Source organism: Rhizobium sp. 01L410 (genome assembly GCF_056400165.1).
In genome coordinates this window covers 34,744-48,669 of record NZ_JBFTST010000017.1, presented here as the reverse complement: position 1 = coordinate 48,669, position 13,926 = coordinate 34,744, and the positions used below count along the sequence as shown (strand labels likewise).

General features: G+C 56.2%; 15 protein-coding genes. 3 read left to right on the top strand and 12 right to left on the bottom strand.

What is annotated here, in order from left to right; all coding sequences use genetic code 11:
- Nucleotides 1-152: 152 nt before the first annotated feature.
- The gene (locus AC1DV9_RS27125; protein ID WP_477950839.1) at nt 153-764 is read right to left on the bottom strand and encodes a general stress protein; all 612 of its coding nucleotides are present in this window, start codon (nt 762-764) and stop codon (nt 153-155) included.
- Between the two features lie 20 nt (nt 765-784).
- Nucleotides 785-1,096, bottom strand: coding sequence for a PepSY domain-containing protein (locus tag AC1DV9_RS27120; protein ID WP_477950837.1), 312 nt, complete (start codon nt 1,094-1,096; stop codon nt 785-787).
- A gap of 800 nt (nt 1,097-1,896) precedes the next feature.
- On the opposite strand from AC1DV9_RS27120, the gene AC1DV9_RS27115 reads away from it, so the two are divergent.
- Nucleotides 1,897-2,088, top strand: a complete 192-nt coding sequence (locus AC1DV9_RS27115; protein WP_112386590.1) for a CsbD family protein — start codon at nt 1,897-1,899, stop codon at nt 2,086-2,088.
- A gap of 158 nt (nt 2,089-2,246) precedes the next feature.
- On the opposite strand, the gene ligD is transcribed toward AC1DV9_RS27115, so the two are convergent.
- From ligD to AC1DV9_RS27100, 3 genes are all read right to left on the bottom strand, one after another.
- Nucleotides 2,247-4,901, bottom strand: coding sequence for a DNA ligase D (ligD, locus tag AC1DV9_RS27110; protein ID WP_477950835.1), 2,655 nt, complete (start codon nt 4,899-4,901; stop codon nt 2,247-2,249).
- Nucleotides 4,902-5,656: 755 nt separating this feature from the next.
- Nucleotides 5,657-5,968: a hypothetical protein gene (locus AC1DV9_RS27105; protein WP_477950833.1), complete on the bottom strand. Its 312-nt coding sequence runs from the start codon at nt 5,966-5,968 to the stop codon at nt 5,657-5,659.
- 88 nt (nt 5,969-6,056) lie between these two features.
- A complete protein-coding gene (locus tag AC1DV9_RS27100) occupies nt 6,057-6,290 on the bottom strand; it encodes a hypothetical protein (protein WP_112386593.1) in 234 nt (77 codons plus the stop codon).
- A 321-nt stretch (nt 6,291-6,611) separates the two neighbouring features.
- Between AC1DV9_RS27100 and AC1DV9_RS27095 the strand changes: the two genes are divergently transcribed.
- Entirely contained in the window at nt 6,612-7,136 is a 525-nt protein-coding gene (locus AC1DV9_RS27095; RefSeq protein ID WP_112538817.1) for a sigma-70 family RNA polymerase sigma factor, read from the top strand.
- A 21-nt stretch (nt 7,137-7,157) separates the two neighbouring features.
- Here AC1DV9_RS27095 and AC1DV9_RS27090 read toward each other — a convergent pair whose 3' ends face one another.
- From AC1DV9_RS27090 to AC1DV9_RS27075, 4 genes are all read right to left on the bottom strand, one after another.
- Complete coding sequence (locus tag AC1DV9_RS27090; protein WP_477950831.1) at nt 7,158-7,886, bottom strand: Crp/Fnr family transcriptional regulator; 729 nt, start codon at nt 7,884-7,886, stop codon at nt 7,158-7,160.
- A 110-nt stretch (nt 7,887-7,996) separates the two neighbouring features.
- A complete protein-coding gene (locus tag AC1DV9_RS27085) occupies nt 7,997-8,488 on the bottom strand; it encodes a YciE/YciF ferroxidase family protein (protein ID WP_477950829.1) in 492 nt (163 codons plus the stop codon).
- A gap of 325 nt (nt 8,489-8,813) precedes the next feature.
- A complete protein-coding gene (locus AC1DV9_RS27080) occupies nt 8,814-8,957 on the bottom strand; it encodes a hypothetical protein (protein WP_162702755.1) in 144 nt (47 codons plus the stop codon).
- 180 nt (nt 8,958-9,137) lie between these two features.
- Nucleotides 9,138-10,274: a flavin-containing monooxygenase gene (locus AC1DV9_RS27075; protein ID WP_477950828.1), complete on the bottom strand. Its 1,137-nt coding sequence runs from the start codon at nt 10,272-10,274 to the stop codon at nt 9,138-9,140.
- 144 nt (nt 10,275-10,418) lie between these two features.
- Between AC1DV9_RS27075 and AC1DV9_RS27070 the strand changes: the two genes are divergently transcribed.
- Nucleotides 10,419-11,459: a phosphatidylglycerol lysyltransferase domain-containing protein gene (locus tag AC1DV9_RS27070; protein WP_477950827.1), complete on the top strand. Its 1,041-nt coding sequence runs from the start codon at nt 10,419-10,421 to the stop codon at nt 11,457-11,459.
- An 80-nt stretch (nt 11,460-11,539) separates the two neighbouring features.
- On the opposite strand, the gene AC1DV9_RS27065 is transcribed toward AC1DV9_RS27070, so the two are convergent.
- From AC1DV9_RS27065 to AC1DV9_RS27055, 3 genes are all read right to left on the bottom strand, one after another.
- Nucleotides 11,540-12,229, bottom strand: a complete 690-nt coding sequence (locus AC1DV9_RS27065; protein WP_477950825.1) for an AprI/Inh family metalloprotease inhibitor — start codon at nt 12,227-12,229, stop codon at nt 11,540-11,542.
- A gap of 800 nt (nt 12,230-13,029) precedes the next feature.
- Complete coding sequence (locus AC1DV9_RS27060; protein ID WP_477950823.1) at nt 13,030-13,407, bottom strand: response regulator; 378 nt, start codon at nt 13,405-13,407, stop codon at nt 13,030-13,032.
- 258 nt (nt 13,408-13,665) lie between these two features.
- Nucleotides 13,666-13,809, bottom strand: a complete 144-nt coding sequence (locus AC1DV9_RS27055) for a DUF1127 domain-containing protein (RefSeq protein WP_112390516.1) — start codon at nt 13,807-13,809, stop codon at nt 13,666-13,668.
- Nucleotides 13,810-13,926 lie beyond the last annotated feature (117 nt).

The following is a 13,926-nucleotide window of genomic DNA, read 5'->3' as shown; positions in this document are numbered from 1 at the left end:
TCCACTTCACGAGCGAAGGCATGCGGCGATCGGGAACTCGTTCTGATTGACCAGTCGACACGAGAGCAGCTGAGGAAACGAGGGCGCTACGGCGTTCCTGTAAGAAAAGCCCCGCATAGGCTGCGAGGCTTCCCCTTTTTGTGTTGATGTGGTTACAGACGATTGTCACGATACCGGTCGCGTTCAGCGGCGATCTGCGCCGGCGTGTAGGGATCCGCAGCTTCGTCGAAGCGTGTCCAACCCTGCTCGGTGTAGCTCGCACGGCGAGCGGCGACATCGACGCGCGACGAGTTGAGGATCGCCTCGGCAGGTGCGCGTTGGTCATCTCCGACACGGGCTGTCACGACGGAGCCGCCGCGACGAACACTCTCTGCGTAGAAGTTCGCGTCCTCTTCCGGCACGCCGGAATCAATCATTGCGCCGACAATACCGCCAACTGCGCCGCCCGCAACCGCACCAGCAACCGCACCGGCTGCAGCCGCAGCAAGCCAGCCAGCAGCAACGACGGGGCCGACGCCGGGAATCGCAAGCATGCCGAGGCCTGTCAGGAGGCCACCTGCGCCCCCCGCGACTGCGCCGATACCGGCGCCGGTGCCTGCACCTTCGCCCGCTCGGTTGCCCTGCCCCTGGATATCGGGGTCGCCATTGGCCTTATTGGTGACAATGCTGATATCGTCCGAGGGGACGCCGGCATCTTCGAGCGCCTTCACGGCTGCCTTGGCGTCGTCGTAATGGTCGTAAAGTCCTGTGATCGTGGTTTTCATAGGAATTTCTCCGTTATGTTTTATTTGGCGAGCGTGACGTTGCCCTGGAAGTCCAAAGAGACCACTGCTGGCTTGCCATCCTTGGAAGCGGTCGCGCGCCAGACGCCCTGGTCGTCCAGCTTCAGGCCGGATACATCCTTGTAACCGGCTTCCTCGATCCGCGATTTTGCCTGATCTTCGGTGAAGCTGTTTTTGCCAGCGACTGGGGCGCCAGGGTTCTGCTCGGTGTTGACCGCAGGCGTCGTCTGAGAGGTGGTTGGCGTCTGGGTCTGTGCGACAGCGGCAGATGCTACAAGCACAAGGCTCGCGGTGAGAAGGGTGATTTTCTTCATTGGTGTTACCTCCTGTTGGGTGGAACGGAAACACGTTGAAAACCTAGAAGTTCCAATGATTTATTTGTTCGCGAGGCTGTTGCAACTCGTTTCTTGAACACTATGCGAGATGGACGCGCTTTCAAGCAGTTCGAAACCTTGCGCTTGACGGGAACAGCGTTCCGAGCAGAGTTGCCCAAGGCCGGGCGTGGACGGCTCGCAGAGGTGGCTCGCCGCAGGGCGACCTGCGACATGGGTCTCTGCAGATTTTTGAGCGAACTTCGGCGCACCCTGCCCTTCTCGACGTAGGCTACCGGGTTTATTTCGCCGACAGTCGAAAGTGTGGGCCCGATCCCTGCAAAGCGCGTGGCGCACCATGCCGCGTCGCCGCTTAGCACGCCCCGAACTTTGACTAGCGATACTTCCGGCAGAGACTGTCGTCCCCGTCACCCCGTGGGACCTATGAATCGCCCACTGTCGCATTGAGTCATCGAGGCTCCTCCTCACCAGAGACGAAGAGCTCACGGGTGGCCGGCCGATGCCCTCGACGTTGACGACCTGATCGTACTCTGCAGAGTGCCGTTTCTGAGCGAAACCTCTACACCGTAGCCGGTCGCGGCGACGGTGCCGGAATCGTCGAAGCTTAACGTCACACTTCAGCCCCCTTCCTGACGAGTTTTGTTGAAGATCAAACCGGCTGTGCATGCAGTGTGGTCAGATCCATCAGCCGGAGCATCAAAGGAGTGCCTGATGGAACAATCTCTTGAGACTGCCGTTGACATCCCACTGATACAATTCAGTTTCTGAGAAGGAGAAATTCGATGGGCAGCACAGCTGACAAGGTTTCCGGTAAGGCGAACGAACTCGCAGGCAAAGCCCGTCAGGGTGTCGGCAAAGCCACTGGCGACCGCGAGATGCAAGCCAACGGTATTGCGCAGGAAGCCAAGGGCGACGCGCAGCAGGCCAAAGGCGAAGCTAAGGATGCAGTCAAGAAGGTTGTCGACAAAGCGTAAGCTTCTGTTGGCGTGAAGAAGGCCCACCAGAGGTGCTACCCGGTGGGCCTTTTTTGTTACCGTCCGCGTGCGAGACTGTCGGCATAGTGGTTGCCTGCGTTGCTGCCAACGGTCCTCCTTCCAGCGATGGACACTCGAATGACCTGACGTTCGATATGCTATACGGCTATCGTCTTTCCTCTACTTAGTCGCTTCATCGCCTGTTCGAGGGAGCGCTGACTATCACAGTAGCCCTCCCACGCGCTGCTGTTCGATAAATGCCCCGGCACGGTACGGATGGTATATCGCTTTGGGTCGAGACCTGCCTTCACCTGTGTCCAGTTCAGCGGCATCGACACGGTCGCACCAGGACGAGCGCGCGGCGAAAGCGGTGCGACTGCGGTCGAAGTTCGATCATTGCGCAGGTAGTCCAGGAAGATGCGGCCATTCCTCTGAGCCTTGGACATCTTAATGAGGTAAAGGTCCGGACTATCCCTTGCCATCTCCTGGCAGACATCATGTGCAAACGCCTTACCTTCATCCCATGACAGCTTCTTGCCCTTCGGCACCAATAGCGGCGTCACCACATGGAGGCCCTTTCCTCCAGTCGTCTTGCAAAAACTGACGAGGCCTAGTTCCTCCAACCGGTCCCGAATTTCCCGTGCCCCTTCAACGACGGTCGAGAAATCGACGTCAGGACCGGGATCGAGGTCGAACACCAGGCGACCCGGTACTTCCGGCTGGCCTGGCTCACAGTTCCATGGATGAAGCTCGGTGCCACCAATCTGCGCGATTGCTGCCAACCCTTCAACGCGGTCGATCTGCAGGTAGGGTGCCTTGTCGCCCTTGACCTTCACTTGTTCGATGAGGTTGGAGGTCCCCTGCATGGCATGGCGCTGGAAGAATTGCTCTCCGCCAATCCCATCCGGCGTCCGGATGATCGAGCATGGCCGTCCCTCGATGTGTTCGATGAGCCATGGGCCAACGGCTTCGTAATACTTCGCCAGATCGACCTTCGTAACCGGGTAGTCATCGAGAGCGTCAGGCCACAGGGCTTTGTCTGGGCTAGAGATCAAAACGCCCATGACGTCGACTTTCGCACCCTTCCGATATTTTGATGGCTTCGGTGTCGTCGGCTTGTCGGTTGTTGGGTCCGGGACATCGGTCGCCTCCGGTTTTGCTGGCTTCTCAGCCTCCACCTCGCGTGCTGGCTTGTCCTCACGCAGCCCTTTGAACGCTGCTTGCCTGACCTGTCCATCAGCGGTCCAGCCGGCAAACTCGATTTCCGCGACCAGTTCTGGCTTAAGCCACACAATATCCGGGGTCTTCTTCGGTGCGCCAATCCCGGTGAACGGTGACCTTGATGCTTCCATTTTCTTGAGGCGCGACAGCAGCTCGGCGACGACGCTGGCCTTGTAGCCCGTTCCTACCCGACCCACGTAGACGAAATGACTACCGCGATTGACACCGACGAGCAGCGACCGGAACTTACCGTTCGTGGTCGCGTATGCTCCGATGACGACCTCGTGCCCTGCCCGGCATTTGGACTTAGCCCAGGTTTTCGTCCTCCCTGATTCATAGGCGGCGTCGGCCTTCTTCGAGACGATCCCTTCAAGAGAAAGCTTGCATGCTGACCGCAAAACAGCGTCTCCGCCGGTCTCGAAGTGTTCGACGAACCTCAGGCGCGGATCATCACCAGCGTCGGACAACAATGTCGCCAACCTCTCCTTGCGCCCCGACAACGGAAGCTCGCGGAGGTCTTCGGCACCTTCAAACATCAGATCGAAAGCGAAGTAGACAAGGTCATCGGTCTTGCCTTCCGAAAGGGCGGCCTGCAGCGCCGCAAAATCCGGAGCGCCATGCTCATCAAGGGCGCAAATCTCTCCGTCAATGATCGCGTCGGGTAGGTTTGATGCCGAATGAGCGATAGCAGGATACTTGGATGTCCAGTCCAATCCCTTCCGAGTCTTCAGAGCCACCTCGCCGTCCTGAATGCGCATCTGTATACGGTATCCGTCGAACTTGATCTCGTGAATCCAGCCGGAGGACGTTGGCGGCCGCTCCAATGTTTCACACAGCTGCGGCTCCACAAACTCAGGCATGTGAGAGACGGCAGCTTTGCGATCTGCTTTAGCCTTGGTGTTCGTTCCGGCTTTCCGCCCTTCATTGGCAAGTCCTTCGCTGCTATCCCAGACGGCGTCTGCCCCGACGGCACTTCCTGTTGTCATGAACGGTTTCGGCTTTCGGCCCTTTCCCAAAGCAATCGCTTCCATCGTCCTCCCCGACGCTACCGACTTATCATTATCGTCGAGCACTGCTGCGCCATCTTCCTCGACCGAATAATCGTCATGGTGCTTGATCAGCAGCCAGTTGGTACGTTTTTCACCTTCCTTGCCACGCATTCGAACGAGAACAAAGCTACCGTGAAGGCGGTCGCCATCGAGGGTGAACTTGAAATCGCCTTTCGCCAAGGCTTGTTCTGGGCTCTTGTTTCCTTCTGGTTCCCAGTATCCACGGTCCCATAGCATGACAGTACCGCCACCGTATTGTCCCTTTGGAATGGTGCCTTCAAAATCACCGTAGTCGAGGGGATGATCCTCGACCTCGACGGCCAATCGTTTGTCCTGGGGATTGAGCGACGGTCCTTTGGTGATAGCCCAAGATTTGAAAACGCCGTCGAGTTCGAGGCGTAGGTCATAGTGGAGACGGGTCGCATCATGCTTTTGAATGACGAAACGCAGGCGGTTTGACGACTTAATGGTAGTCTCCCCGCTGGGCTCAGCGGTCTTCTTGAAATCTCGCTTGGCGCGGTACTTGGAAAGATTGTCAGCCATGGCGTCTTTTCCGTGTTTATGAATAGTCGAAATGTCCCAACCTTAATCAAGGTTCCCCACCGGTGGTGCGGGCGATTTACATTCACCATTCGGCCAGGGGGAACGAGTCAGCCTTGCACTTGAAAAAATTATTACTGGCGGGATACGGCAGCTACGACTACGATTCTAAGCTTAAGACGGGCTGGCCGGGCAGCCGCAGGCCGAGGCGCACGCTTTGTCCTGACACCCAGGAAAGTGCAAAGTGAATGCCTGTAAAATCCTGCTCGGTCACCCGAACGACGAATCGCTCTCCTCGAAGGATAAGATCAACAGCCGACTGTTTCATTCTTCGTCCCATAATCGGTGGAAATTCGTTGGGTGCGTCGGAACCGTAGGAGACACTAAGATTTGCGCGCTTTGCCCAATACAGTGAGCAACTCGGTTTTGCTCGTATATCCGGCCTGCAAAAGGTCGAAGAGGCGCGACGCCAGGGAGCATCCATCCAGGCTGTCCGGAGTGACGCGGTGTGTTGCGCAGTACTCTGCCATGGCCTCGAATGCCGGGGTCACGTCATCCTTGAACGAAATCGCGGAATAGCTCCAACATAGATCGCCCTCCCTGTTAGAGGGGCGAGAGCTCGTATCAACTCCCAAGCGGTCGCTGCCACTGCATTCCGACCGACGATCCAACATACGCCCATCGGTGGATGCTGGGGGTGACGCCGTGAGGTAGTACGGCGAATGTTCTGCATTTCCAAGTTCATTTATGAACGAGCGTCAATGGCGGGTCGCTGACTGGGCCACCGCGACGGCCAATGCGATCACCATCTGCTCCTGCTTGAGAGGCTCTTTCAAAACCGGCACCTTGCCAAAACGCTGTAGCAGCTGCGGTTCGTCGTTTTCTGTTATGAAGACGAAGGGGATCCGATGGGCGAGCAGTCGATCAGCTAGGGAGACCACGCCTGCGAGTTGGACCCGAACACTGACAACGGCGGCATCGACGACCGCGTGATTGATAACCTCGATTGCTTCCGGCACATTCGGATAAGGACCTACGATTTCGCTTCCTTGATCTTCAAGGGAAAGCACTGTTTCGCTGGCCCGGTGATAGTCGTCGTCGACGACAAGGACGTGTTTTCCTATAGGTCGCTAAAGGTCATCAACAATCCTCTCAAGACTATGACTGGATGTTATCGTTTGATGCAGAGGAGATGACTTCCATCGACCGATGCAGGTCGGCGCTGAGCGCCTCGCGAGTGGCGGCTCCGAAGGCGATCAGATTGAGGGCAATTGAAGCCGCCTGTTTAGCCAGCTGTGTTTCGAGCGAGTTACCCGTAGCCTCGGCCCACTCGGTGAAAACATCTTGAAAAAGCTGAAGTTGTTCTGCATCTGTGAGGTCATCGATTAACATGGTGTCGCTTTCTGTTGCCGAGCGCGCGTGTTCTCTCCCAATCGGCCGGCCTGTAGCAGCGGCCTATGTTCAGGATACACCTAATTACCAGTTATTTGGCATGAATTGTCCGCTTTCGGACATGTTAGTCGCTTCGAGAAAGCGCCGCAGGGTCGCGAGGAGCCTACTATGTCCCTCCCTAAGCTATTATACTTGTAGCGTAATTGACAAATTTATTTATGTAGAAATTGCGGGAGACCAAATATATGCGTCCGCTATCGTACGCAATTCTCTGGGAACGTCCACGTTGGCACTGCGTTGTGGCTCTTTGGGAGATCGTCAATGCTACACTTACCAGCAAGCGCAGCGCAGAGCCGCGAAATCGTCGAACTGATGCCTGCTCTACGGAAATTTGCTTACCGCTTTACGTCCAACGAAAACGACGCCGACGACCTCGTTCAAGAAGTGCTAAAGCGTGCCATTGAACATCTGGATCAGTATTCTGCCGGAACGAGCATGAAATCCTGGATGTTCACCATTATGCGCAACCTGTACGCCACCCGATACAAGGCTGCTAAACGCGAAAGCTGCGGTCTGATTTCCGACGTGGCGCTGCAAGATGTGCCGGTGGCAGCCAGTCAGGACTGGAAAATGCGTGCAATTGACGTGAATACAGCGCTGCTTCGTCTTTCCAGCAACGAGCGTGAGGCACTGATGCTTGTCTCCGCCGGTGTGTCTTATATTGAAGCTGCACACTCCGGCGGTTGCGAAATCGGGACGATAAAAAGCCGGGTTTCTCGCGCTCGCCACCACTTGGCCGACCTTTTGGGAGATGCCAGTGTGGGGGAGGCGACTGCAGCTTCGTGACAAGCAAGCGTCAAAGGAACCTTACCAGCTTCGTTGCCCCAGGGTCTGCCCAGTCAGTCTCAGGTATTCTCGTTCGGCTGGACCATATGTGCTCCCTGCAAAGAGAATGAGAGCCTCGCGATTTTTAATTGTGATCATAGAGCGGCTTGTGCCGATGAGACCGTGCTTTTCGAGGACGTGAAGCGCGTCGGTCACGCTCGGACGCCTCACCCCCAGCATGACAGACAGGAACTCATGCGTCAGAGGAAATGCGCTTGACAGCATGCGGTCGTGGACCATGAGCAGCCAACGCGCCAACCTCTGGTCGATATGGGTCTTGCCATTGCAAAGCGTTGTGTAGGCAAGCTGAATGGTGGCGGACCGCGCATAGCGCAAGAGCGACCGTCTCAGTTGATGAGACTGGAAGACGGCGGCTGCAAAAATCGGCGTCGCTATTCTAACCCCTTCGCCAGGCACCTGCATATAGCACTCGAATGGAGTTTGGTCGTCATCGTAGAGAAGCGACGCGCCTGTGAAACCCTCACGACCAATGAGGCCAACCTCGATTTGCAGACCATCGCATGTTTGGGCGACAACGGAAGCGAGCCCGCTCTCGATAAAGTAGACGAAGTCTATCGGCTGGTGGACCTCTTCCAATCGGTGTTTGGCTGGCAAGTCGATGCGTTCGAAATGCGATGCCAACCTCTCGTATGTGGTGTCCGGCATGCTTTGTAGCAGCAGATTTTGGGTCGAATGGCGGATGTGGTCCAAAAGCGCTCTACCTCCAGGGGTCAAAGCACGAAACGTCGCGTCGAGGTGGAGCAATATGTCTCATCGCTCATCGTAGATGGACGGCTGCGGTTTTCACGCGGCCGTAACCGTCAGGCCGCAGCCGCATTGACGGTCGTTTCAGCGATTTCCGACAGCAACTCGTCGGTCTCCTCTTCCTCATTGAGAGTGAGAGCAAGGAGGTGTGCAACCTCATCCAGACCGAGCGTTTTGGCCCAGGTCACCATCGTACCGTAGCGGCTGATCTCGGAGTGTTCCACTGCCTGCGCGCCGGCAAGCAGTCCTGGGTCGAGAGCGTCGGTCCCCTGAAGTTCTTCCATGACCTCTCTGCCTTCATCGATGATACCGAGAATGGCTTTACAGGTCTTTTGATCGGCTGGCTTGCCGAGGAGTTCGAAGGCTTCTTCCAATCGCTGGACGTGCACTTCGGTTTGTGCACGATGGGTCTCGAAAGCTTCCTTCAGCTCCATCGACTGTGCAGCATCGGCCATCTTCAAAAGAGCATTGAGGATTTGCTTCTCCGCGAAATAAATGTCCCTCATCGTTTCGTAGAGGGGGTCACTAAGGTGTTTTGATCCTGCCATTTTCGCGTTCCCTTTGATCGTCGTTGGGGGGTTCGACGTAGGGACATCGAAATGAGTGAGCATGTTAAGCGAACACCTCACAGACAACGATCCACTCCTGCGCCACCAACCGGTCACTAAAGACTGACCGGCACTTGGGACTCCCTAACTGGGACCACCATGGATAGTTCCTTCCAACGCCGCGACTAGGTCAGCTTGTTGACAGTGGGGCAATTTCGAAACGGCTGGTCCTGCCACTCAATCGCCAGTAGCCGTCGTGAGGCCAAGCTGCGCTAGGTTCTGAGGCAGAGCTGCCTGGCAGACAAGCGCCTTGCAATAGAGCCATCTACGCGACCCGTCTTCGCTCGGACTCCGCCTTAATCGCGGCGTCCTTTGCCATCTTTATCAAGTAGGCGACGAACGGTTGATCGCTGAGTTCGGCAAGTTTCTTGGCTGCTTCAAGATGATCGATCAGATGAGCCTGCGACATTCAAACCTCCATTTGCAAATATATATTCATGTTTGCTAACGAACCTTAACCGAGGCTTAATACGCGAGTTTCGTCCGCCACCGGACAACTAGAAGAGGCTGAAGGAGCAGCAAGCGCTGCAAGGCCACGGCATTCGCTCGGGCGATCCCGTTTTGAATGCAACAACACGTCGGACGAAGTCTAGGTGAACTGACGATATCTTCGTGCGCGAATAGCATTGGCTATCTGACGGGACTCACGCCGCACATTGTGAAAATAGCTGATTAGGCCCGGTGTCATACCAACAAACCATAGGCCCTCGTAGGCGTTGCTCTGCCGAATACTCACCCCTTCCGTTCCGTCCAAGGCGGGAATTAGGCTTCCGAGGCCCGCGCCGTATCCCGTGGCGGCAATTATGATCTCTGGATCGATGGATGTGCCGTCCGCAAGGGAAACCATGTCTCCCGAAAATCCCAAGACCTCCGACACGACTTTCGTCCGCCCGTCCCTGATCGAGCGGATTGCCCCGTCATCGACAGGAATGGCGATTTGTTCATTCGAGAGACGCGTCGCTGCACCCTTGTGGGCCGCTGGAAGTCCTGTGTCCGCCAGGCTTCCGAACGCCAAAAACTGCGTCAAGGCGATCGAAACGTCCGCGACCTTCGAGGGCAGCGCGGCGACCAAAGGTGACAATCGATGGACTGCAATTCCATGCAAACGTTTCGGTAGGATAGTCGAGCCGCTACGAACTGAGACCCACGTCTGGGCCGGACGAACCCTAGAAAGGTGGTTGAGGACGTCGAAACCGGAATTGCCTCCGCCTATGACCAGAACCCGCTTTCCCTCGTACTGCTTGGCATCACCGAATTGGGATGAGTGGATCAGCAAGCCGCGGTAGCCGTCACCCCCTTGCAAAATGGGCATGACGGGGTAGCGATCCCTGCCCGTCGCGATGACGACGTTCCGAGCCCGGACCGACGCGGCGTTGATTTGCATTGTGAAACAGTCGTCAGTTCGCCTAATGTCTGAAACCGTCACACCGTGCTCAACCGACAGATCGTGCCGTCGCGCGAACTCCTGGAGATGAACCGCTACGTCTGTCCTTCGTGGAAAGGCCGGCGTTCCACGGGGGTACTCCAAGCGCGGCAGGTGGGACACGCTCCTGTGTGTATTCAGAGACAGCTGGGGATGGCGATCGAGCCAAGTTTGACCAATCTCATCATCTTTATCGAAGATACGCGCAGCTATACCTGCGCGTTTGAGCTCGTACGCGGCGGTCAGTCCCGCGAGTCCTCCCCCGACGATCACGGCCTTCTCGATTGTGTCATCGGATTCCATGACACAACATCGCACGCCCGTGCCGAATAGCAACAGTGTTCGGCCAAAAGCGCATTTAGAATCCCCTAAAACAGTATTCGCGTTAGGTAACTCATGTTGCCTCTGGCACTGCTAGGATGCTGGCTTCCAGCGGGGGGGTTCGAGATGCCGGGTGTTCGCAGTTTCATCGATTCAGTGTTCGATCGCCGCGTGGCTAACCTTCCGAACACGCCATATCCCAACGAAGAAAAGCTCGATCTCTGTCGAAAACATGGAGATTTCTCCTTAGCTTATTCGACAGCGGTTCAGGGAAACCTGCGCCATTACGGCGATGATAGCGGATACTTGGCCTACGCCACCAAGATGGGCCACACCTTTGTCCTTGGTGATCCGGTGGCCGCCCCGATCGAAAGACGTAGATACATTGAAGGTTTTGTGAAAGCCGCAGGTCGCCCCTGTTTTGTTCAGATCGGAGCGCAGACGGCATCCGTGCTGGCTGGGCTCGGTTATCGCGTCAATCGCATGGGCGTGGACACCCGTCTCACACTTGGTACCCATGACTTCGCTGGCAAGCGAAACGAGACCGTACGTTATTCTGAGCGCTGGCTTATCAAAAAAGGCTTCTCGATAGTCGAATGCGATGGGACGAAGACCACGCAAGAGCAGATCGAAGCCGTTTCAGAAAACTGGAGATCGGGTCGAATCGTCAACCGGCGGGAAATGTGCTTCCTCAACAGGCCTTTTTTAAGTGCCCTGTCACCAGACATGCGCCGCTTTCTCATCCTTGATCCGGACAACCGTCCTGTCGCAATCCTCGATTTCGATCCGCTCTTCAGTAATGGCGCCGTGACTGGATATACCGCCGCCTTCAAGCGGAAGTTCACGGGGACGACATCCCACGCCGAAATCGGGCTGACTAAGTTCGCGGCGGACCGCTTTCGGGAGGAAGGACGCGCTGTTGTGACATTAGGCCTCTCGCCTCTTGCGGCCATCGGGCGAAGCGGATTTTTGGAAAGTGGATTTTGGAGAAGCCTGTTCAAGCGTGCTTTCGACTCCCGTGCTGTGAATACCCATATTTTCAATCTCCAAGGTCAAGCCGCCTTCAAACGAAGGTTCCACGGCGACGAGGAACCGATGTACATCGCCTTCAAACGGCGGACGCCCTTAGAGATTCTTGCTCTTCTTCGGCTTCTTAAAACCCTCTAGGGACGCCTTTTGCGAGTTCACAGCGGATGGATTAGCCATCCTGGGCGAGGCATTCGTCACCGCGCCGTCCGGTTGTTGCGTTACTTCTTCTCCCGTTGAAGCCGGTACTTCCCATCATCGGTCACGAAGCCGTCGGCAGCTGGCATCCAGCCGAAAGACGATTCCTCTCCTGCGGAGAAGGACAGATAAATCTCGGAAATCTGCCAAAAGGTAATTTTGGTCTTTCGGACAGTGGCATTGCAGTCTTTGGAGAGTTCAAGGGCGTTGGCATCGTCGTAGCCCGCCGCTGGAATATCAAGTAGGGTGACATGGCATAGCGTCTTCCCTTCTCGATCCAACAGAGCCCAAGTTCCGGAAACAGCGTTCTTGGTGGGTACTCTTTCCATTGTGCCTGGTTCGGGCACCAAGTAGACCGCCGGCTCGACCTCCAGCGGCGTGCGCCACGGTCCGCCCTCCTGTTCTTCGAAACCGAGTACGGATTTCCGAGTGGCATCGCGGAAGACAATGCCAGGTTCGGCAAAGTCCCATGCAGCAAGCATGTCATGATATGGCGGCCCGCACGGACTTTCTTCAGTTAGCGCGTATCCACCGATCGTCTTGTCCTTTGACAGTTGCACTCTGCAACCGAGCGAACCATCGGCGGAAGCGATGAGCCAGGTCCCCGTAGTCGCCTCGACGATGTCGTCGCTGACCTGCGCCAGCGCGGGTGAAGCAAAAATACTGAGTGAGGCACTGACAATTGCCAGAGAAATACCTCGGAGCCCAAACATGAAATCCCCCGTCGCCTCGTTGCGTCGATCGCAAAGTGTCACGTTAGCCCGACGCCGTACAGAGTGGACGTCTCTTCCGGGTGAGCATTGGCGGGCTAGCCAATACGATGGATTTCGAGGATGCGAGGACTTTTCCCTAAACGGGAGGTCGAAACCTCACTGTGGGACGACGTTTCTGAAACCTGACAGCTTCTGGGAGCTAGGGTTGGTATCTGCTAAACCGGACGCCCAGGACGGTGCAAAATGAATGCCTCAAAATCCGCCTCCGTCGTCGTCCGGAGCTCGGTACCCTGCCGACGAAACTCCCGCCCCGAAGAATGAGATCAACAGCTGCTGTTTCATGGGTTGCCCCATGATAGGGGGAAGAGATTGATGAGGTGCGTTGGGGATCGTGCGAACCACTAACATGGCCGTGCCTCGCCCAAAGCAGCCAACAACTCGGTTTTGGTCGTATATCCGGCCTGCAAAAGGTCGAAGAGGCGCGATGCCAAGGAGCATCCCTCCATGCTGTCCGGAGTGACGCCGTGCGTTCCACAGTACTCAGCCATGGCCTCAAATACCGGGGTCACGTCATCATTGAACGAAATCGCGCGGAATAGCTCCGACATAGATCGCCCTCCCTGTTAGAGGGGCGAGAGCTGGTACCAACTCCCAAGCGGTTGCTGCCATTGCATTCCGACCGACGATCCAACATAGGCCCATCGGTCAGCACTGCCAATTAACTTTGACATCGTCCATTAGCGGACGAACACCGCATCGGCGACCGATTGATCCGAGGCGGTCGACGGTCCACCTCCCCCTCAGCAGATCGCCGTCATTTGCCGAATATGATTTGCCACCTCAGTGGCCTTGTATGGCTTGGGAAGAAATTTTCCATCCATGTCAAACGCACTGCCCGCCAGGTCATGATGCCCAGACGTCAAAATGATCTTGATCGGCGGCCATCTGTCGCGAACGAAGGCGGCGAGCTTGAGCCCATCCATGCTGCCTGGCATATCGATGTCGGTGAACAAAGCGTGGATCGCAGGATTCGCCTGAATGATGGCAATGGCTTCGTCCGCGTTAGACGCCTCGAACACAAGGAAGCCCTCGTCCTCAAGCTCACCGGCGATCGATATCCGCAGGAGTGGCTCGTCTTCTACGACAACCACGGCGATAGGTTTAATGTTCACTGCCATTTCTTCTCTGTGAGATTACGTCGTAGGCCAACTCAACCGATTGTACGGTTGCGAACATAACTGTCCTCAAGCTGTTCGGGTTCAAGTTGTCAATAAAAATAAAGATATGTCTTTGCGTTGGAAGAATAGGTTGGGCCGCGCAGGGCATATCGCCAGAAATTCCGGTACGACGAGAAGCCGATTTGAAACATCAGTGAGTAATGAAAAAGCGCCCGCCGAATATCGGCAGGCGCTCCAGAATTGGCTGTCCGCTATCGGTTAGAGAGAGGCAGCACGTGCGATGTTGCGGATGTCGCTGCGATCAATACCGAGATCGTGGAGTTCGCGATTGGACATGCGGCCCAGTTCGGAGACCGTCTGACGATACTTGCGCCAGTTCTTCAGAGTGCGTGCTACGTTCATGACTATCCCCTTTCGTGGGCTTTCGAAACACAGCTGCCAGTCCTTGGCGCTTCGTTTGTCTCGATGGCTATTATGTAATGGAGGTCCGGCTAATTTTGCAGCGCTAAGGCGCGATCC